Annotated in this window: 18 protein-coding genes; 15 read left to right on the forward strand and 3 right to left on the reverse strand. The window is 58.7% G+C overall.

Annotation, left to right across the window (positions count from 1 at the left end; genetic code table 11):
- Positions 1 to 1256 precede the first annotated feature (1256 nt).
- The 15 genes from flhD (at position 1257) to SANT_RS03170 (ending at position 17431) form a co-directional block, all read left to right on the forward strand.
- Positions 1257 to 1607 (forward strand): flagellar transcriptional regulator FlhD, encoded by a 351-nt coding sequence (gene flhD, locus SANT_RS03100; protein ID WP_025420841.1) that lies wholly within the window; start codon positions 1257 to 1259, stop codon positions 1605 to 1607.
- A gap of 2 nt (positions 1608 to 1609) precedes the next feature.
- Complete coding sequence (gene flhC / locus SANT_RS03105; protein WP_025420842.1) at positions 1610 to 2191, forward strand: flagellar transcriptional regulator FlhC; 582 nt, start codon at positions 1610 to 1612, stop codon at positions 2189 to 2191.
- Positions 2192 to 2305: 114 nt separating this feature from the next.
- Positions 2306 to 3205 (forward strand): flagellar motor stator protein MotA, encoded by a 900-nt coding sequence (motA, locus tag SANT_RS03110; protein ID WP_025420843.1) that lies wholly within the window; start codon positions 2306 to 2308, stop codon positions 3203 to 3205.
- Positions 3205 to 4125: a flagellar motor protein MotB gene (gene motB, locus SANT_RS03115; RefSeq protein ID WP_025420844.1), complete on the forward strand. Its 921-nt coding sequence runs from the start codon at positions 3205 to 3207 to the stop codon at positions 4123 to 4125. Before motA ends, motB begins: the two co-directional genes overlap by 1 nt.
- 31 nt (positions 4126 to 4156) lie before the next feature.
- Complete coding sequence (cheA, locus tag SANT_RS03120) at positions 4157 to 6562, forward strand: chemotaxis protein CheA (protein WP_081730500.1); 2406 nt, start codon at positions 4157 to 4159, stop codon at positions 6560 to 6562.
- Between the two features lie 36 nt (positions 6563 to 6598).
- Positions 6599 to 7090 (forward strand): chemotaxis protein CheW, encoded by a 492-nt coding sequence (cheW, locus tag SANT_RS03125; protein ID WP_025420846.1) that lies wholly within the window; start codon positions 6599 to 6601, stop codon positions 7088 to 7090.
- Positions 7091 to 7211: 121 nt separating this feature from the next.
- The gene (locus SANT_RS24820; protein ID WP_025420847.1) at positions 7212 to 8900 is read left to right on the forward strand and encodes a methyl-accepting chemotaxis protein; all 1689 of its coding nucleotides are present in this window, start codon (positions 7212 to 7214) and stop codon (positions 8898 to 8900) included.
- Between the two features lie 43 nt (positions 8901 to 8943).
- A complete protein-coding gene (locus SANT_RS03135; protein ID WP_025420848.1) occupies positions 8944 to 10563 on the forward strand; it encodes a methyl-accepting chemotaxis protein in 1620 nt (539 codons plus the stop codon).
- A 39-nt stretch (positions 10564 to 10602) separates the two neighbouring features.
- Positions 10603 to 11460 (forward strand): protein-glutamate O-methyltransferase CheR, encoded by an 858-nt coding sequence (gene cheR, locus SANT_RS03140; RefSeq protein WP_025420849.1) that lies wholly within the window; start codon positions 10603 to 10605, stop codon positions 11458 to 11460.
- Positions 11457 to 12506: a protein-glutamate methylesterase/protein-glutamine glutaminase gene (locus tag SANT_RS03145; protein ID WP_025420850.1), complete on the forward strand. Its 1050-nt coding sequence runs from the start codon at positions 11457 to 11459 to the stop codon at positions 12504 to 12506. The genes cheR and SANT_RS03145 overlap by 4 nt, the downstream gene beginning before the upstream one ends.
- Before the next feature lie 36 nt (positions 12507 to 12542).
- Positions 12543 to 12932: a chemotaxis response regulator CheY gene (gene cheY / locus SANT_RS03150; RefSeq protein ID WP_025420851.1), complete on the forward strand. Its 390-nt coding sequence runs from the start codon at positions 12543 to 12545 to the stop codon at positions 12930 to 12932.
- Between the two features lie 12 nt (positions 12933 to 12944).
- Positions 12945 to 13580 carry a protein phosphatase CheZ gene (gene cheZ / locus SANT_RS03155; RefSeq protein WP_025420852.1) on the forward strand — a complete coding sequence of 212 codons (636 nt, stop codon included), beginning with the start codon at positions 12945 to 12947 and terminating at the stop codon, positions 13578 to 13580.
- 158 nt (positions 13581 to 13738) lie between these two features.
- Positions 13739 to 14881, forward strand: coding sequence for a flagellar biosynthesis protein FlhB (gene flhB / locus SANT_RS03160; protein WP_025420853.1), 1143 nt, complete (start codon positions 13739 to 13741; stop codon positions 14879 to 14881).
- A gap of 1 nt (position 14882) precedes the next feature.
- The gene (gene flhA, locus SANT_RS03165) at positions 14883 to 16967 is read left to right on the forward strand and encodes a flagellar biosynthesis protein FlhA (protein WP_025420854.1); all 2085 of its coding nucleotides are present in this window, start codon (positions 14883 to 14885) and stop codon (positions 16965 to 16967) included.
- 29 nt (positions 16968 to 16996) lie between these two features.
- Positions 16997 to 17431, forward strand: coding sequence for a flagellar protein FlhE (locus SANT_RS03170; RefSeq protein WP_071882061.1), 435 nt, complete (start codon positions 16997 to 16999; stop codon positions 17429 to 17431).
- A gap of 176 nt (positions 17432 to 17607) precedes the next feature.
- On the opposite strand, the gene SANT_RS03175 is transcribed toward SANT_RS03170, so the two are convergent.
- The 3 genes from SANT_RS03175 to flgA all read right to left on the reverse strand — a co-directional run bounded on the left by SANT_RS03175 (position 17608) and on the right by flgA (position 19367).
- Complete coding sequence (locus SANT_RS03175) at positions 17608 to 18048, reverse strand: flagella synthesis protein FlgN (RefSeq protein WP_025420856.1); 441 nt, start codon at positions 18046 to 18048, stop codon at positions 17608 to 17610.
- A 3-nt stretch (positions 18049 to 18051) separates the two neighbouring features.
- Complete coding sequence (gene flgM, locus SANT_RS03180; RefSeq protein ID WP_025420857.1) at positions 18052 to 18348, reverse strand: flagellar biosynthesis anti-sigma factor FlgM; 297 nt, start codon at positions 18346 to 18348, stop codon at positions 18052 to 18054.
- A gap of 83 nt (positions 18349 to 18431) precedes the next feature.
- Positions 18432 to 19367, reverse strand: a complete 936-nt coding sequence (gene flgA / locus SANT_RS03185; protein ID WP_051440092.1) for a flagellar basal body P-ring formation chaperone FlgA — start codon at positions 19365 to 19367, stop codon at positions 18432 to 18434.
- Positions 19368 to 19405 lie beyond the last annotated feature (38 nt).

The following is a 19405-nucleotide window of genomic DNA, read 5'->3' on the forward strand; positions in this document are numbered from 1 at the left end:
CGTTGAATAAATTCGTACGACGATTTGTTCCACGCCTGAGATCGATTTATTCTCAATGGTGCTGGGATGAAATATTTTTTTTATGACTGATGCCGCGGTCGAAATAACCGCAGACCTCTTCTAATAATTTTCAAAGGAGGTCTATATTAACGCACTTAGGGCGCGTGTTTCATGGCATTCTGTCATTAATGTCTTTGCGTGAAAGAGATGATATTTTAAGCTGATTGTGGTGACTATTTGACCTGCGTCGCAGCAGAAAAATAAGTTCACGTCAGGCGCAATGCTAAAAAAAAGATTGTCTATAGGGACGTTGGCCTGATCCTGCCCCGCGCCGTCACAGCCACTTAGCGCGGCGACATTTCTCTCCTGAATCGGCCGTGAGTAACAGCTTTAGCGCCGGCGACAGGGATAGTTTTCGACAATAGCCTTAAGCCGCGGCGGGAAATAAACGAAAATGCAACTTTAGCAACGGCGGCGTAACATTATACTGCGTTAATTAACGCCATTATCCAGGCCGGCAACCTTAATCGCCATAATGCCAGTTGCAGGATTACACATACGGTTACTTTTCATAGGTAAAACCCGACGCTATCTCGACGCTTTCTTAAGCGTCGATAACGCTTGCGGCGCTGAACCCCTCCAGAACGGCTGCGGAGATGTGAAATCGCCTTCGTTTTGCTTAAAAAGTGATCGATATGGATTTAGTGGTGCTTTTATCTAATGATTGAGGCGTTATTGGCATAGTTGACTGCAAAATAAGAAATCATAGAAATATGATCTGCCATAACGCGCCTTTCAGGACTAAATCACTTATTTTAGACTTTTATCAGACGTTTTTTAGCCGATTATCGGTTGAAAAACTGCTTGACTAGAATGTGAAATCTGTTAGATGGCAAGGAAAAAAAGGCTAAAAAGTTCATAAAGTGTGATGTGGATCACGTTTTTGGTAAATCTTTCCACTTCACTGATTGTGTAACAGCCAGATTCAGCGGTAGAGTCAGCCAACTTTCGGATTAATCGTATTATTTGTTACTGAATCTCATGGATGAGTCCTGACGAGCCAGCATTCTCGGCGTCAGCGGCTCTGCTTGTGTTGGCTCAAATTTCGCAGAGGGTAATAACAGCGTGTGCCGCGCGAGTACGCTGGCCACGTGATCACAATTTGGCCAATATCCTGTTCTAATAACCATAGCCTCCTAAACAAAGGAGATTATGATGACCCGACTACACCTGAACATCGTCATTAGGGATGTAAAATGAATACCAGTGAAGTGCTGAAGAATATCTACGGTATCAATCTGTCTTATTTATCACTAGCGCAACGTTTGATTCAAACAGATAAATCTTCCGCGATGTTTCGATTGGGTATTAGTGAATCCATGGCGGAAACATTGCAGAAATTAACCATGGCGCAAATGGTAAAACTGGCAGAAACGAATCAGCTACTTTGCGTGTTTCGTTTTGAAGATCCGAAAGCCATTACACAGCTTACACAGGATTCACGGGTGGAAGATCTTAATCAAATACACGCCAGTATTTTATTGTCCAGTCGATTAAATGAGCAATTAACCACGAAAGCTGGCTCAACGCCTAAAAGAAAGAGTTAAACATGGCCGAAAAAAGTATTGTCCAAGAGGTAAAAGAAATCCAGCTTGCAATGGAGTTAATTTCTCTTGGCGCACGGTTGCAAATGCTGGAAAGCGAAACGCAGCTTAGCCGGGGCCGGTTAATAAAATTGTATAAGGAAATTCGCGGCAACCCGCCCCCGAAGGGGATGTTGCCGTTTTCGACCGATTGGTTTATGACCTGGGAACACAATATTCATTCATCGATGTTTTATAACATTTATCAAGTGCTGCTTAACCACGGCCGTTGCTCATGGGTGGAGGCGGTGATCGGCGCCTATCGCCTCTATCTGGAGCAGTGCCCGGAGCAGGATGGCGATATTCCGTTACTGGCGCTGACCCGCGCCTGGACGCTGGTGAAATTCGTCGACAGCGGCATGCTGCAACTGACGCCTTGCGCCCACTGCCGCGGTCATTTCATCACCTATGCCCACCAACCAAGCCAGAGTTTTGTGTGCAGTCTCTGCCAGCCGCCGTCGCGCGCGGTAAAAAGACGTAAACTTTTGCCGGATGCTGCCGATAATAATCCTATGTTGTCAGATGAGCAGAGAAGCGTCGCGGTATGACGGCCTGCCGCGGCAGGTTGATCCCGCCCTCACCGCAACGGTGAGGGACGCGTGACCCGCCTGTGCCGATCGGGTCGCTTTTGCTTGCCTGCTCTTCGCAGAAGGAGCGCTATCGTGTTAGTCATACTGGGTTACATTGTTGTTATTGCGACCGTCTTGGGTGGCTTTCTGATGGCCGGCGGCCATCTTGGCGCGTTGATACAACCGGCCGAATTTCTGATTATCGGCGGCGCCGGTATCGGCTCCTTCATCGTCGGTAATAACGCGAAGGCCATTAGAGCCACGCTCCGGGCGCTACCGCTGTTATTCCGCAGCGCCAAATATACCAAGGCCCGTTACATGGACCTGATGACGTTGCTGTTCCGGCTGATGGTGAAGTCACGCCAGCAGGGTATGCTCAGCCTGGAACGTGACGTGGAGAATCCCGCCGAAAGCGACATATTCAAGCAGTATCCGCGCATTCTTAACGATCCCTCCCTGCTGGATTTCATCACCGATTATCTGCGGCTAATGATAAGCGGCAACATGAACGCGTTTGAAATCGAAGCGCTGATGGACGTGGAAATCGATACTTTTGAAGAGGAATGCGAGATTCCCGCCAACAGTATCAATTTGCTGGGCGACTCGTTGCCCGCGTTTGGTATTGTGGCGGCGGTGCTGGGCATGGTACACGCCTTGGGAGCCGTTGATCGCCCGGCGGTGGAGCTGGGCGTACTGATAGCACAGGCGATGGTCGGCACCCTGCTCGGCATCCTGTTGTCCTATGCGTTTATTTCGCCGTTGGCCTCGCTGCTGCGTTTAAAGAAAACTGAAACCGTCAAAGTGTTGCAGTGCATCAAAATCACGCTGCTCTCCAATTTGCATGGTTATGCGCCGCAAATCTCCATCGAATTTGGTCGTAAATCGCTGTTTACCACCGAGCGACCCTCGTTCCTTGAGCTGGAGAATCATGTCAAACAAGCGCGAGGACTGAACAAAGCGGCGGCGCAGGATGGGGTGCAAGAAGCGGCGTAATGCAAAAGCCTATTATCATTGTTCGCAAGCGTAAACCCGCGCGTGCCTCGGGTGCGCATGCCGGCAGTTGGAAAATCGTTTTCGCTGATTTTATGACCAGCATGATGGCCTTTTTTTTGGTCATGTGGCTGCTGGCGATCGCCAGCCCGCAGGAGCTGACGCGGCTGGCCGAATACTTCCGCACGCCGCTGGAAGTGGCGCTCAACAAGGGCGAACGCAGCAGCTCGGATTTTAGTCCGATACCGGGCGGCGGGGAAGATCCCACCCGTCAGGAAGGGAATGTGCATAAGGGGCTTGCCCCGTCGGAAGCCGGCCAGGACGCGGTAAAACTGAAGCGGCTGCGGGACGTATTGGAACAATTGATCGCCAACGATCCCCGCCTGCAAAAGCTGCGTCCCCAGCTGCTTATCGATCTGGTGGAAGAAGGCTTGCGGATACAGATTATCGATAACCAGAATCGCCCGATGTTCAGTACCGGCAGCGCGGAAGTCGCTCCCTATATGAGCGTGATCCTGCGCACCATCGCGCCGGTGCTCAATGATATTCCTTACAAGATTTCTATTTCGGGCCATACCGACGCCACGCCTTATGCCAACGGCGGTCACGGTTACAGTAATTGGGAATTATCGGCGGACAGAGCCAACGCGTCGCGGCGGGAATTAGTGCTGGGCGGCCTGGCCGAAAACAAGGTGCTGGGAGTGGTAGGGATGGCGTCCACCATTAATCTGGATAATCAGCATCCCGACGCGGCCATCAACCGTCGCATCAGCCTGCTGGTCTTGAATAAGCGGACCGAGCGGTCTTTGGCTCATGAAAACGGCCAAAATCAGGATGTGCTTGTCGATGGCGCCGACGTGCGCCAGCGGCCGGACCTGCTGCACGACGTTTCCGCCGCGGACGGTGCTGCGCCGACAAAATGAATTTTCCCATCGCAGAGGTGAAGCCGTGAGCATGGATCTGAGCGCTTTTTATCAGACTTTTTTTGATGAAGCCGATGAGCTGTTGGCCGACATGGAGCAGCATTTGCTGCAGCTGGATCCGCAAGTGCCGGACAGCGAGCAACTGAACGCCATTTTCCGGGCTGCGCATTCCATCAAGGGCGGGGCGGGAACCTTCGGTTTCAGCGCATTGCAGGAGACCACGCACTTGCTGGAAAACCTGCTCGATGAGGCGCGCCGCGGTGAGATGTCCCTGAATACCGACAGCGTCGATCTGTTTTTAAAGACCAAGGATATTATGCAGGATCAATTGGACGCCTACAAAATGGCCCAGCAACCCGATGAAGAGAGCTACCGGTATATTTGCGAAGCGCTTCGTGAACTGGCGCTGACGGCAAAAGGCGGCGATGGCGTCGCGTCGGCGCCGGCGGCCGAGGTCAGCGCCGGCGCGGTGGCCGCCGCGACGTCCGCAGACGACGATGTCGCCACGGCGGGCGCAGCGTCGGCGGGCGCCTGTCGTGCCAAGGCGGTTGCGGACGAACCGGTGCATGAGATCGTCTTGACTGGCCTGACCCCGCAGGAAATCACCTTGATGCGCGAGGAACTGGCGAATTTGGGGCACGTCCTCGCCGACAGCGAGAGCGAAAACGGCCTCAGCGTCCGCCTGCAAAGTACCCTGGGCGAGGAGGATATCGTCGCCGTACTGTGTTTCGTGCTGGAGCCGGAACAAATCCGATTTGCCCACGCTGGCGCGCCAATACAAACCGGACAGTGCGCCGACGAGCAGAACGTGGATGACCGGCCGGCGCCGGCCTGCACCCCCGGCGATGCCGCGGCGTCTCCTGCACCCGCCGACGTCACCGCCGCCGGGCAAGCCAGCGTCGGAGAGGTGGACCGCGAGCAGGATTTTGCCGGCGCGCAAGCCGCCATGGCCGCCGATATCAGCGCCGTCGCCGATGTTTCCGCCGCTGCCGATCTCGCCGCCGCAGACGGCGTGCCTGTCGTCGTCGCAGACGGCGTGCCTGTTGTCGCCGCAGACGGCGTGCCTGTTGTCGCCGCAGACGGCGTGCCTGTCGCCGCCGCAGACGGCGTGCCTGTTGTCGCCGCTGACGCCGTACCTGTCGCCGCCGCAGACGGCGTGCCTGTCGCCGGCGATGCACGGGATGTGGCGCCCGCGGGCCGGCAGGCGTCGACCGCCGTCCCCGCTGCTGCGCCAAAAATGGCGGTGAAGAGCACCGACGGCAGCATTCGCGTGGCGGTGGAGAAAGTGGACCAGCTAATAAACCTGGTAGGTGAACTGGTCATCACCCAATCCATGCTCGCGCAGCGTTCCAGCGAACTGGATCCCGCCCACTACAGTGAACTGCTTAACAGCATGGGGCAGCTCGAGCGCAACGCGCGCGATCTGCAAGAGTCGGTAATGTCGATTCGCATGATGCCGATGGAATACGTCTTCAGCCGTTTCCCGCGTCTGGTGCGCGATCTGGCCGCCAAACTCGGTAAAGAGGTGCGCCTGGAGATGCAGGGCAGCTCCACCGAACTGGATAAAAGCCTGATTGAGCGCATTATCGATCCCCTGACCCATCTGGTGCGCAACAGCCTCGATCACGGTCTGGAATCCCCCGCCGCCCGTCTGGCGGCCGGTAAATCTGCCGTCGGCACCCTGGTGCTGGCCGCCGAACACCAGGGGGGCAATATTTGTATCGAAGTGCGTGATGACGGCGCCGGCCTGAACCGGGCGAAAATTCTTGCCAAGGCCAGCGCCCAGGGCATGGCGGTTAGTGAACATCTCAGCGATGAGGACGTCGGCAGGCTGATTTTTGCCCCGGGCTTCTCCACCGCGGAAGCGGTAACCGATGTTTCCGGGCGCGGCGTGGGCATGGATGTGGTGAAGCGCAACATCCAGGCGATGGGCGGCCATGTGGATATTCTGTTTGAAGCGGGCAAAGGCACCACCGTCCGTATTCTGCTGCCGCTGACGCTGGCCATCCTTGACGGAATGTCGGTACGGGTCAGCGATGAAGCGTTTATTTTGCCGCTGAATACCGTCATGGAATCTCTCCAGCCCCAGGCGCAGGATCTCTATCGCATGGGCGGTGATGAACTGGTGCTACAGGTGCGCGGGGAATACCTGCCGCTGGTTGCGCTGCATCATGTGTTCAATGTTCCCGGCGCCAAAACCGATCCCACCGAGGGGATTGCGGTTATTTTGCAAAGCGCGGGACGCCGGTATGCGCTGCTGGTGGACCAGTTGGTCGGCCAGCATCAGATTGTGGTGAAAAATCTGGAAAGCAATTACCGCAAGGTGGCGGGCATTTCGGCCGCGACCATTATGGGGGATGGCAGCGTGGCGCTGATTGTAGACGTTTCCGCTCTACAGCCTTTGAACCGTGACAAATGCCAGGTCAGCGCCGCTTAATCTGATTTTCACTCACGTCTAGTAAAAGGGTAAACCATGGCAGGACTTGCAAATATGACGACATTAGCCGGCGAAAGCGCGGGCGAAGAATTTCTGGTGTTTACCCTGGGAAGCGAAGAGTACGGCATCGATATTCTCAAGGTTCAGGAAATCCGGGGTTACGACCAGGTGACGCGTATCGCCAATACGCCGGCCTTTATCAAAGGGGTCACTAATCTGCGCGGCGTTATTGTACCCATTGTCGATCTACGGATTAAATTTGCGCAAAACGACGTCAGTTACAACGACAATACGGTAGTGATTGTGCTGAACCTCCAGCAGCGGGTGGTGGGTATTGTGGTGGATGGCGTCTCCGATGTCCTGTCCCTGAGCGCCGATCAAATTCGGCCGGCGCCGCAATTTGCGGTCACGCTGGCTACGGAATATTTGACCGGTCTGGGGGCGCTGGAAGACCGCATGCTGATCCTGGTGGATATTGAACGGCTACTCAGCAGCGAAGAGATGGCGCTGGTGGATAGCGTCGCCTAAAGGCACAGGATGGACAACCTAAGGCGGGAGCGGGGCTTCCGCCTTTTTTTCTGCCGCCGGGCATAAAGTTTGGCGGGCCGATGCCGATAAAACAGCATTAGGTGAATCAGGAACAAATACAATGTTAAACAGAATGAAAGTGGTTAACGTTATTTTAATCGCCCTGGTGTGCTATGGCTTGATTCAAATAATTAGCGGCGGATTATTCTATTCGGTCCAGACGCAAGACAGACATCATTTTAACGTTTATCAAAATCTGCATAACCAGCAGGCACAGCTTAGCGCCAGCTGGGTAGCGATCCTCCAGGCGCGCGACGGCTTCAATCAGGCGCGTATTTCGGTACTTAACGGCGCCAGCCCGGAAGATCTGCGCCGGCAAACCACGGCCGCGCTGGAGGCGCTGGGGAATGCGCAGAAAACCTTTAGCCGCTTCGCCGCGATGGTGCAGTCTGATAAGACGACACCCGACAATTTCGCTACCCTGCAAAGCGCCTTTACCCGCCTCCATGAGCAGCTGAAGCAGGCCGCCATATCGCTTCGAGACAGCGGCGACGATACCGTCGACGGCGCAGCGCTACAGGCGCCGCTCACGCAGTTCGACGGCGCCTATCGCCAGTATCTGAACGGTAATGACCGCCAATTCTCGCAGGCGGTGGTGCAAACCGGTCACATTATTTACCGCTCGGTGGCCATCATGCTCGGGATTTTCCTCTGCGCGGTAGCGGTTGGCGTGGTGTTATGGCTCGCCATCAGCCGGGTGCTGATGACGCCGCTGCATCGCATTATCGAACATATTCAGCGTATTGCCGCGGGCGATTTGACGGAGCCTCTGGCCATCGACAGCCACAATGAGATGGGAACGCTGGCGCACAATGTGCGTCAGATGCAGCAGAGCCTCATCGATACCGTACGGGCGGTGCGCGGCAGCGCCGACGGCATTTATCGCGGCACCGGCGATATCGTCGCCGGCAACAACGATCTGTCCGCGCGCACCGAACAGCAGGCGTCGGTGCTGGAAGAGACGGCCGCCAGCATGGAACAGTTGACCGCCACCGTGAAGCAAAACGCCGATAACGCGCGGCAGGCGAAACAGTTGGCGATGAATGCCTCGGACACCGCGCGGCACGGCGGTAAAGTGGTGGATAACGTCGTCCACACCATGCAGGACATTGCCGGCAGTTCGCAGAAAATCGCCGATATTACCGGCGTGATTGACGGCATCGCTTTCCAGACTAATATCCTGGCGCTGAACGCGGCGGTGGAGGCGGCCCGCGCCGGCGAGCAGGGCCGCGGCTTTGCGGTGGTGGCCGGCGAGGTGCGTAATCTGGCCCAGCGCAGCGCGCAGGCCGCCAAGGAGATCAAAACCCTTATCGACGATTCTGTCAGCCGGGTGGAAGAGGGCTCGGTTTTGGTGGAAAGCGCCGGCGAAACCATGCAGGAAATCGTTACGGCGGTGACCCGCGTTACCGACATTATGGGTGAGATCTCCTCCGCGTCCGATGAACAGAGCCGCGGTATCGATCAAGTTGGCCAGGCGGTTATCGATATTGACCGCGCCACATCGCAAAATGCCGCCATGGTGCAGCAATCCGCCGCCGCGGCGGTGAATTTGCAGCAGCAGGCCGAACGGCTTACCCATGCGGTGTCGGTGTTCCATCTGGAAACGACCGCCGCGCCGGCGGACGTCGGGCAGAAACCGACCCCCGCAGCGCAAACCCCCGCCCGCAAACCCGAGGCCGCAACCAGCCGGGCGCCGGCGCGCGCGCCGGTCAGCGCCGCCCTGTCGGCGGACAACTGGGAAAGTTTTTAAGCGTATTGATTTATCTTTTTGTAGCTACGGCAAGGGGTTTTCGATGTTATCGCGTATTAAAATTTCCACCAGTCTGGTGGTGTTGGTGGTGCTGTTTGGCCTGATGCAGGTGGTGGTAGCGGCGGTTTCCTACTACAACCTGCGCAGCGGTACCGAGCTTAATCAGAGCGTGCAACTGGTCAATCAGCAGCGCAACAACCTGAACCAGACCTGGTCCAGTCTGTTGCAAACCCGCAACACCCTGAACCGGGCGGCAACGCGTTATGTTTACCACAGCCCGCTGACGATGATTACGCCGCTGATGGATAGCGCTAAACAAACGCTCGCCGAGGCGGAAAAGCAATTCAAAACTTACAGCACCCTGCCGGCCGGCGACAGTCGCGAACAGCTCCTGCATGAGCGGACCGTCCAGGCATTTAACGGACTGACCGAAAACCTGCAAGGATTAATTGATTTTCTCGATAACGGCAACGTCGATGCCTTTATCGACAGCCCGACCCAGGGATCGCAGGATGTGTTTGAAAACGCGCTGAAGGCCAACTTGTCGTCGCTCGATGCCCGCATTGACGTAGCGGGTAAAGAAATCGTCGATATCAATGTGTACTCCGGCTGGCTTAATGGCGTCTTTGTTTGTGTCGCGCTGGGGCTGGCGGTGCTGGCCCTGTTCTGGCTGAAACGGCTGTTGCTGCAGCCGCTGAGCGAGATGCGCGATCACTTTGACGCTATCGCCCGCGGCAATTTGAGCCGGCATATTCAGGTCCACGGCAGTAATGAAATCAGCCAGCTGTTTCGTCAGTTGCAAATGATGCGCGATGAACTGGCGGGTACGGTTACGGCGGTCCGCAACGGCACCGATGCGATGTTGAGCGGCGTGTCGGAAATTATCGCCAGCAACAATGACCTGTCCTCGCGCACTGAGCAGCAGGCGGCGTCGCTGGAGGAAACCGCCACCAGTATGGAACAGCTCACCTCCACCGTGAAACAGAACGCCGGCAATGCCCATCAGGCGAGCGATCTGGCCAGGGCGGCCTCTTCGGCGGCCAACAAGGGTAATGCCATCACCGGCGATGTGGTGAAACATATGGCCGAAATCAACGCCAGTTCGCTGAAGATAGGCGATATCATCGGCGTGATTGACGGTATCGCTTTCCAGACCAACATCCTGGCGCTGAACGCGGCGGTGGAAGCGGCGCGCGCCGGCGAACAGGGACGGGGGTTTGCGGTGGTGGCCGGCGAGGTGCGCAATCTGGCGCAGCGCAGCGCCCAGGCGGCAAAGCAAATCAAAGGTTTGATCGATGAATCGGTCAGCCGGGTACAGCAGGGATCGCGCATGGTGACCGCCGCCGGCGATACCATGAACGAAATAGTGCGCTCGGTTACCCGCGTGTCGGACATTATGGGCGAGATCGCTTCCGCTTCCGACGAGCAAAGCCGCGGCATCGACCAAGTGGCGACCGTCGTCATCCAGATGGATACCGTTACCCAGCAAAACGCCGCGCTGGTGCAGCAAACCGCTGCCGCTTCGGAAGCGTTGGGCGCGCAGGCGGAAGCGCTGATGCAGAATGTGCAGGTCTTTACGTTGCAATCCGATGCGACCGTGGCGCAAGGGGAGTCCACGCATGCCGGCGGCAGTCCGCAGCCTCTGCAAACGCTGGCCGTCTGACCGGACAACGCCCGCCCGCGCGTAAAGTGAGACCTGTTTATGCCCAACCAAAGACGTGCTTTTTCCCGCAACGTGTTTTCGGCGGAGCGCGTGACGTTATCGGATGCGCAGTTTCAACGCATCAGTCAATTAATTTATCAACGGGCCGGCATTGTGCTGGCCAGCCATAAGCGTGACATGGTGTTCAACCGCCTGGTCAGGCGCCTGCGGGCGCTGGGGTTGCCGGACTTTGCCAGCTATCTGGCCCGTCTGGATGCCGACGCTCGCAGCGGCGAATGGCAGGAATTTATCAATGCGCTCACCACCAATCTGACGCAGTTTTTCCGTGAGGCCCATCACTTTCCGGTGCTGGCCCGCCATGCCCGCGATCGCCCGGCGGGCTACAGCGTCTGGAGCGCCGCGGCCTCGACGGGGGAGGAGCCCTATTCCATCGCCATGACCCTGCAAGAGACGCTGGGGGCGGGTAATCAGGCGCAGATCCTCGGCAGCGACATCAATTCGCGGGTGCTGGAGACGGCGCGCAACGGCATCTACCGCGAAGAAGATCTGCGCGGGTTGAGCCTACTGCAACGTCAGCGTTTTTTCCTGCGCGGCACCGGCCCCCAGCAGGGAATGGCGCGGGTGCGGCCGGAGCTGGTGGCGCGGGTACGTTTTATCGCGCTGAATTTGCTGGCGCCCGAGTGGGAACTTCCCGGGCCGTTTGACGCCATTTTTTGCCGTAATGTCATGATTTACTTCGATAAGCAGACACAAGGGCAAATATTGCGTCGCTTCGTGCCTTTGCTCAAGCCCGGTGGACTGCTGTTTGCCGGCCATTCGGAAAATTTCAGCCAGATCAGCCGCGATTTTACCCTGCGCGGTCAGTCGGTCTATGTTTTGGCGAGGGAGACAGCATGAACAAAATTCGCGTCATGTGCGTGGACGATTCTGCCATGATGCGGCAGCTCATGACCGAAATAGTCAATAGCTTTGCCGATATGGAAATGGTGGCCACCGCGCCGGACCCGCTGATTGCCCGGGATTTGATTAAGCGGTTGAATCCGGCCGTATTGACGCTGGATGTGGAAATGCCGCGCATGGACGGCCTGGATTTCCTGGAAAAACTGATGCGTCTGCGGCCGATGCCGGTGGTGATGGTGTCCTCGCTCACCGGACGGGGCTCGGAAATCACGCTGCGCGCCCTGGAGCTGGGCGCGGTGGATTTCGTGACGAAACCGCAGCTGGGACTACGCGACGGCATGCTGCAATATCGGGAGATTATCGGCGAGAAGATTCGTACCGCGGCCCGCGTCCGCCTACCGCCGCAGCGACCGAAAACGTCGGCGCCGGTGGTCCTGGAGGGGCCGCTGCTCAGCAGCGAAAAGCTGTTCGCCATCGGCGCGTCCACCGGCGGCACCGAGGCCATCCGCCACGTGCTGGAGCCGTTGCCGGTGACCAGTCCGGCGCTGCTGATTACCCAGCATATGCCCGCCGGCTTCACCTGTTCTTTCGCCAACCGGCTTAACAAGCATTGCCAAATCGCGGTGAAAGAGGCGGAGGAAGGGGAACGGGTGCTGCCGGGACACGCCTATATCGCCCCGGGCGCCCGCCATATGGAACTGGCGCGCAGCGGCGCCAATTATCTGATCCGGCTGCACGATGGTTCGCCGGTCAACCGCCACCGTCCCTCGGTGGACGTGCTGTTCCATTCCGTAGCGAAATTCGCCGGCCGCAACGCCGTCGGTGTCATTTTGACCGGGATGGGCAACGATGGCGCGGCGGGTTTGCTGGCGATGCGCCAGGCGGGCGCCTGGACGCTGGCCCAGGACGAGGCGAGCTGCGTGGTCTACGGCATGCCGCGCGAGGCGGTAGCGCTGGGCGCCTGCAATGAAGTGGTGCCGCTGGGGCAGATGAGCCAGCGGATGCTGGCGCAAATCAGTACCGCTCAGGCGTTACGAATCTAGAGCCCGGCCAGGGTACAGACGTTGTAAGGAGGAGTCATGGCAGATAAAGAACTCAGGTTTCTGGTGGTGGACGATTTCTCCACCATGCGGCGCATTGTGCGCAACCTTTTAAAGGAATTGGGATTTAATAATGTTGAAGAGGCCGAGGACGGCGCCGATGCGCTGGTCAAGCTAAAAGCGGCGCCGTTTGATTTCGTGATATCCGACTGGAATATGCCCAACATGGATGGATTGTCTTTGCTACAGGCCATCCGCGCCGACGGCGCTATGGCGGCGATGCCGGTGTTAATGGTCACCGCGGAAGCCAAAAAGGAAAATATCGTCGCGGCGGCGCAGGCGGGCGCCAGCGGCTATGTGGTGAAGCCGTTTACCGCGGCAACCCTTGAGGAAAAACTGAGCAAAATCTTCGATAAGCTGGGCATGTAACCAGGAGCGACCATGACGACCCCAATGGATATCTCAGACGCTAACGGCACGGATATCATCGCCCGTATCGGTCAGTTGACCCGCATGCTGCGCACCAGTCTGCGCGAGCTGGGGCTGGAGCAGGCGATCGCGCAGGCGGCCGAGGCCATCCCCGATGCGCGTGACCGGCTGGATTACGTGGTGCAAATGACCGCCCAGGCGGCCGAACGGGCGCTGAACTGCGTAGAGGCGGCGCAGCCGCGCCAAACCGCGCTTGAGCAGGGCGCGCGCGCGCTCACCGCGCGCTGGGATGCGTGGTTCGCCGAGCCGATGCCGCTAGAGCACGCCCGCGAGCTGGTGGATGAAACGCGCCAGTATCTGGCCGGCGTACCGGCGCATACCGCCTTTACCCACGCTCAGCTGCTGGAAATAATGATGGCGCAGGATTTCCAGGATCTGACCGGCCAGGTGATAAAACGCATGATGGATGTGGTGCAGGAAATTGAAAAACAGCTGCTGATGGTACTGCTGGAAAACATGCCCGAGAAGCCGGCCCAGCCGCGGGATAGCGAGCGGCTGCTTAACGGACCGCAGATGGATCATAGCGCCGCCGGCGTGGTGGCGAATCAGGATCAGGTGGACGACCTGCTCGATAGCCTCGGCTTTTGATCCCCTATTATTAGAACCGGCTCGCCGGCGTCCTGCGGCGCCGGGCTATCCGCTGAATAGCCCGTGGTTTGGCCCTCTGTTCATGCCATAAAAAAGGCGCCTTTTTTGGCATTCTTACGCCCATTATTCCTACCGGCGTTGTGCTAGCGGAATCCTGGATGGCGGAAGAAAGTGATTTAGAAAAAAGCGAGGCGCCCACACAGCACCGGCAGGAGAAAGCCCGTGAAGAGGGACAGATTCCCCGATCGCGCGAGTTGACCTCGATGTTGATGCTGTTGGTGGGCTGCGCCATGCTCTGGCTGGACGGCGCATACCTTGCCCGTCAACTGGCGGCGATGCTCGCCCAGGGCCTGCATTTTGACCACGGCCTGATTGGCAACGATCGTCAGAGTCTGAGCACTGCGGCGCCGTTGCTCAGCCAGACCGTTCTGGCGCTGGTGCCGTTGTTCGCCGGTTTAATCCTGGTGGCCCTGGGCGCGCCGATGTTGCTGGGCGGGATTACCTTCAATCCGTCGTTAATCAAATTTGATATCAAAAAACTTAATCCGCTCAGTGGACTGAAGCGGATGTTCTCCTCGCAGGTGTTGGCGGAGCTGTTCAAAGCGATATTAAAGGCGGTGGTATTCGGCTGCATCACCGGCGGCTTTTTATGGCTCAATTGGCCGCATATGTTGCATTTGGTCATGGAGCCTGCCGTACCGGCGCTGGGCGATGCCATGTGGATCATCACCGCCTGTATGCTGTTTATCATCGTCGGGCTTAGCCCGATCGTCGGTTTCGACGTATTTTGGCAACTCTGGAGCCACCTGAAAAAATTGCGCATGAGCCGCCAGGACATCCGCGATGAATTTAAAAATCAGGAGGGCGATCCCCAGGTGAAAAGCCGGATCCGCCAGCAGCAGCGGGCCATGGCCCGGCGCCGTATGATGGCCGATGTACCCAAGGCGGATGTGGTGATAACCAACCCCACCCATTTTGCGGTGGCGCTGCGCTATGAGGACGGTAAACGCAGCGCGCCGGAAGTGCTGGCCAAAGGCGTCGGCGAAATTGCTTTGCGTATCCGCGCGGTAGCGGCGGAGCACCGTATTCCGCAGCTGGAGGCGCCGCCGCTCGCCCGCGCGTTGTACCGCCATAGCGAAATAGGCCAGACCATTCCCACCGCGCTGTACGCGGCGGTGGCCGAGGTGCTGGCCTGGGTTTACCAGCTACGACGCTGGCAGCGCCAAGGGGGCGGGATGCCGAAAAAACCCGTCGATTTACCAGTGCCTGTCGCGCTGGATTTTGATCCTGAGAAAGAGTGATATGGCTAATCTGGCCGCGCTGCTGCGCTTACCTACCAATATGAACGCCGGTCAGTGGCAAATTCTGACGGGACCGGTGTTGATCCTGATGATCTTGTCGATGATGGTTCTGCCGCTGCCGGCGTTCATCCTTGATCTGCTGTTTACCTTCAATATTGCGCTGTCGATCATTGTGCTGCTGGTGGCGATGTTTACCCGCCGCACGCTGGATTTTGCCGCTTTTCCCAGCCTGCTGCTGTTTTCCACCCTGTTGCGCCTGTCGCTGAACGTTGCCTCTACGCGCATTATCCTGCTACAGGGCCATACCGGCGCCGATGCGGCGGGAAGGGTCGTTGAGGCTTTCGGCCATTTCCTGGTCGGCGGCAATTTCGCTATCGGTATCGTGGTGTTCATTATTCTGGTGGTGATCAATTTCACGGTCATTACCAAGGGGGCGGGGCGTATTGCTGAAGTGGGCGCACGCTTTGTGCTCGACGGTATGCCCGGCAAGCAAATGGCCATCGACGCGGATCTCAATGCCGGTCTTATCGGCGAGGACGAGGCGAAAAGCCGCCGCAGCGAGGTGACCCAGGAAGCCGACTTCTATGGTTCCATGGACGGCGCCAGCAAATTTGTGCGCGGCGATGCCATTGCCGGCATTTTGATTATGGTCATCAACATCGTCGGCGGCCTGATGGTCGGACTGTTGCAGCATGATATGGCGCTGGGCCAGGCCGCGCAAAGCTACACCCTGTTGACCATCGGCGACGGCCTGGTGGCGCAAATTCCGGCGCTGGTGATCTCGACCGCCGCCGGCGTGATCGTGACCCGCGTCGGTACCCATCAGGATGTCGGCCAGCAAATGGTCGATCAGCTGTTCAATAAACCGCAGGTGATGCTGCTCGCCGCCGGCGTGCTGGGGCTGTTGGGGCTGGTGCCCGGGATGCCCAATCTGGTGTTTTTGTTGTTTACCGCACTGTTGCTCGGCTTGGCCTGGTGGCTCAAAGGCCGGCTGGACGCGCCGGCGCCGGCGGCCGCACCGGTGGCCCGACGCGAGGACAGCCCGCAGCTGACGGAAGCCAGCTGGCGCGACGTGCAACTGGAAGATCCGCTGGGCATAGAGGTGGGCTACCGGTTAATTCCGATGGTGGACGCGCTGCAAAACGGTGAATTGCTCGGTCGCATTCGCAGTATCCGCAAGAAATTCGCCCAGGAAATGGGTTTTCTGCCGCCGGTGGTGCATATTCGCGATAATTTGGAAATGCAGCCGGCGGCGTACCGCATTCTGCTTAAAGGCGTGGAAATCGGCCGTGGCGAAGCGTTTCCCGGCCGCTGGATGGCAATCAATCCCGGCAATGCGGAAGGCGCCTTGGTCGGCGATGTGACCCGCGACCCGGCCTTCGGCCTGCCGGCGTTGTGGATTGATAGCGCTTTGAAAGAGCGGGCGCAGATTCAGGGCTATACCGTGGTGGAAGCCAGCAGCGTGGTGGCGACCCATCTGAACCACCTGATTGGCAAATACGCCAGCGATCTGTTGGGTCGGCAGGAAACGCAGCAACTGCTGGAACGCGTTACGCAGGAGATGCCCAAGTTGACCGAGGACTTTATCCCGGCCACCCTGCCGCTCACGCAGTTCCAAAAAGTACTGCGCAACCTGCTGGCGGAAAACATCCCCATTCGCGACATGCGCACCATTATCGAAGTGCTGATTGAACATGCGCCGGTGAAAAAAGACGCCGCCGATCTGACCCAAGTGGTTCGCGTCGCGCTGGGCCGCGCCATTACCCAACACTATTTCCAGGACAGCGAAGAAATCCAGGTGATCGGTCTGGATGTCACGTTGGAACGCGTGTTGCTACAGGCGCTGCAAAATGGCGGCGGGATGGAGCCGGGTATGGCGGACAGGCTGCTGGCGCAGGCGCAGTCCGCGGTGCAGCGTCAGGAGAGCCTGAACGCGCCGCTGGTGTTAATGGTGGCGCCGGCGCTGCGGCCGCTGCTGGCGCGCTTTTTACGCCGTGCGCTGCCGCAGTTGGCGGTGCTTTCCACGCAGGAAATTAGCGATGAACGGCGTTTACGCATGACCGCCGTGATTGGCGGTCTGGAATAATGGGCCTGCAGCGTAGGGCGCCCGGGCCGATGTGGTGGCTCATGGGGCTGCTGGCGATAGCGCCCGCGGCGCGGGCGGCGGACGGCGCCTGGCAGGGTAACGGCACGCAACTGATACTCAGCCAGCGCGGCAGCAGCGTCGCCGGTCCGGCCCTGCGCCCGCACAATTTACTCCCGGCGGGTGCCGTGGTGACCTCCATCGCCTGGCATATTGAGAGCGAACGACCGTTGCCGTCGGGCGTGCGGCTGGCGCTATGCCTGGGAGAACGGTGTTTCTTTCCCGATGGATTGGCGGGCCGTAACCTGGCGTTGGCGGGGCACCCCGCCGGCAATCCGGCGACGCTGAGGCTGAAATGGCCGGGACGCGGGGCGGTCGTGCCGCCGGTGCGCCTGCTTCGCTATTGGGTATTGATAAATTATCGCAGTCCCGGGTCCCGTGCGGCGCCCGGCGACGCGGCCCGCTGAATGTCGCACGGGGTCGCAGGTGGGACCAAGGGATAACGTAACGGTGCACGAGACGCCTGCGGCGCCCGGCGACGCGGCCCGCTGAATGTCGCACGGGGTCGCAGGTGGGACCAAGGGATAGCGTAACGGTGCAGTAGACGCCTGCGCCGGCCGGCGACGCGGCCCGCTGCGTGCCGTTACACGCTGAACTTGGGACCGAGCAGCGCCTGCGCGCTGGCATGCCCGGTGGGATCGTACATTCTGCTCAAGCTGCGCTGCTCGCTCATGGTGGACAAGCCGCGCTGATTCAACTTGAGATGCACATCCAGCAGCAGCCCGTTGCGCTGGTTGCGTTGTTGCAGCGCGCGGGTGTGGTTCAGGATAATTTCCCAGTCAGCATGAAGACCGGCATCGCTTTCATAGGGCGCCTGCAATCCCGTCTCCTGCTCCAGCAATTGGCGCTGATGATTCATATGTTGCAGCGTGCTGAGCTGCTCATCTTTGGTTTCGGTGGTGCGGTGCAAAAGCGGCGCGTTGACCTGGCCGGCGCTCAACAACTGCTGCTCTTGGGCAAGGGTCGCCTCCAATTTGATCAGCAATTCGGCCATGGCGGCCAGCAGTGTTTCCAACGTCTTCATGGCTTATTCATCCAACATCGATTGCGCCTGGCTAATCAGCGCATCGGCGATTTTACCGCTATCCATGGTGAGGGAGCCGTCACGGATGGCGTCTTTGATACGCTCGACCTTGGCGACATCGATATCCTGAGCGTCTTGTTTTTGCAGCTGATCCAGCGTGTCGCTCAGGCTAACGGTGCTTTTATTCTCTTGATTGTCGGCGCTGGCGGTAGTCTTGCTTTTCTGTGCCTGAACGGTATTGCCGTCGATATTTTGCAGCGGTGCCAGGGATTGAACGGGACGGCTACTCTCAATACTCATACAAGCCTCACTTACGTTGAGTTCGGTGATTGAAACGGCGCTATTATCTAACTATCGGCCCCGGGCGCGAAAACTTTAATCATTTATAATACGACGCGCACCTGTCCGGCGGTGGTGACCGTGCCGCTGACCTGTTGGCCGGAATCCATTTTTACCTTGATAGCGTCGTTGGCGGCGCCGTTGCCCAGCGCTTTGCCTGCGCTGTGCAGCGCGAACCCGTCGCCGCCGGCGATGACGGTGACCCTTTGTCCCGAGCGGATGAGCCAGGCGCGCCGCAGCATGGCGGCGGTCAGCGGCTGACCGCTGCCGATAATGCGCTCGCTGACGCTGCCGCTGGCCGCACTCCGATCGCGCAATGGCGGTACCGGCAGCAGATCCAACCGGCCGGTGCGCCAGTCGATGTCGTCATCGGTAAGCGTCTGGCGCGCCGCAATGGGCCGCGCCGCCACCAAATAGCGGTCGGTCACCTGCACCACAACCTGGAGGAAACGCGTCTGGCCGCCGCATACCATGCGTAGACTGAGATTGCCCATCACGCGGGTACGCGAAGGCAGGGAAAAAAGCGGCTCCGCGCAGGTTAGCCGCCGTTCGGCGGGCGTCACCACCTGCACCCGCAGCGACAGCGGCGCCGGACTAAACTGGCGCTGCATAAACGTCGTCAGTCGCGCGGTCAACGCATCTTCGGCGACGGCCTGTGTGGCGCAGAGCAACAGCACGCCGGCCAGCGCGCGTCGCAGCACACGCCGTCGTGGCCTGCCGCGCTGCGCATGCGACAGCGCGGCAGGCTGTGGCGTCACGGCGCTAAGCCTACGCAATGGCATTATCGACTGTCGCAGCCTGTGACCCAGCGCGTGAGGCAACATGGCCGGCAGAGTCGTCGTGCCGCCTGGCGGATGGAACCGCACCGCGCCATCGCACCAGGTCGGCAGAGGGGGGAGGGACGCCATGCCGTAGGGCGTATCTCCGCGTTGTCCTGCGTCGTTCTGACCTTGCGCGCCGGCGCCTGACGTCATGTTCATTGTCACTCATGCCTCATTGTTGTCTGCGTGGTCAGCGG

This window comes from Sodalis praecaptivus, from assembly GCF_000517425.1.
GTDB classification, from domain to species: domain Bacteria; phylum Pseudomonadota; class Gammaproteobacteria; order Enterobacterales; family Enterobacteriaceae; genus Sodalis_A; species Sodalis_A praecaptivus.

Coding starts and splice junctions, on each gene's coding strand:
- flhA (WP_025420854.1), top strand. CDS start 14,883: ATGGCTAATCTGGCCGCGCTGCTGCGCTTACCTACCAATATGAACGCC.
- cheY (WP_025420851.1), top strand. CDS start 12,543: ATGGCAGATAAAGAACTCAGGTTTCTGGTGGTGGACGATTTCTCCACC.
- flgA (WP_051440092.1), bottom strand. CDS start 19,367: ATGAACATGACGTCAGGCGCCGGCGCGCAAGGTCAGAACGACGCAGGA.
- flgM (WP_025420857.1), bottom strand. CDS start 18,348: ATGAGTATTGAGAGTAGCCGTCCCGTTCAATCCCTGGCACCGCTGCAA.
- cheZ (WP_025420852.1), top strand. CDS start 12,945: ATGACGACCCCAATGGATATCTCAGACGCTAACGGCACGGATATCATC.
- cheW (WP_025420846.1), top strand. CDS start 6,599: ATGGCAGGACTTGCAAATATGACGACATTAGCCGGCGAAAGCGCGGGC.
- SANT_RS03175 (WP_025420856.1), bottom strand. CDS start 18,048: ATGAAGACGTTGGAAACACTGCTGGCCGCCATGGCCGAATTGCTGATC.
- motB (WP_025420844.1), top strand. CDS start 3,205: ATGCAAAAGCCTATTATCATTGTTCGCAAGCGTAAACCCGCGCGTGCC.
- SANT_RS03145 (WP_025420850.1), top strand. CDS start 11,457: ATGAACAAAATTCGCGTCATGTGCGTGGACGATTCTGCCATGATGCGG.
- SANT_RS24820 (WP_025420847.1), top strand. CDS start 7,212: ATGTTAAACAGAATGAAAGTGGTTAACGTTATTTTAATCGCCCTGGTG.
- cheA (WP_081730500.1), top strand. CDS start 4,157: ATGGATCTGAGCGCTTTTTATCAGACTTTTTTTGATGAAGCCGATGAG.
- flhB (WP_025420853.1), top strand. CDS start 13,739: ATGGCGGAAGAAAGTGATTTAGAAAAAAGCGAGGCGCCCACACAGCAC.
- flhD (WP_025420841.1), top strand. CDS start 1,257: ATGAATACCAGTGAAGTGCTGAAGAATATCTACGGTATCAATCTGTCT.
- flhC (WP_025420842.1), top strand. CDS start 1,610: ATGGCCGAAAAAAGTATTGTCCAAGAGGTAAAAGAAATCCAGCTTGCA.
- SANT_RS03170 (WP_071882061.1), top strand. CDS start 16,997: ATGTGGTGGCTCATGGGGCTGCTGGCGATAGCGCCCGCGGCGCGGGCG.
- cheR (WP_025420849.1), top strand. CDS start 10,603: ATGCCCAACCAAAGACGTGCTTTTTCCCGCAACGTGTTTTCGGCGGAG.
- SANT_RS03135 (WP_025420848.1), top strand. CDS start 8,944: ATGTTATCGCGTATTAAAATTTCCACCAGTCTGGTGGTGTTGGTGGTG.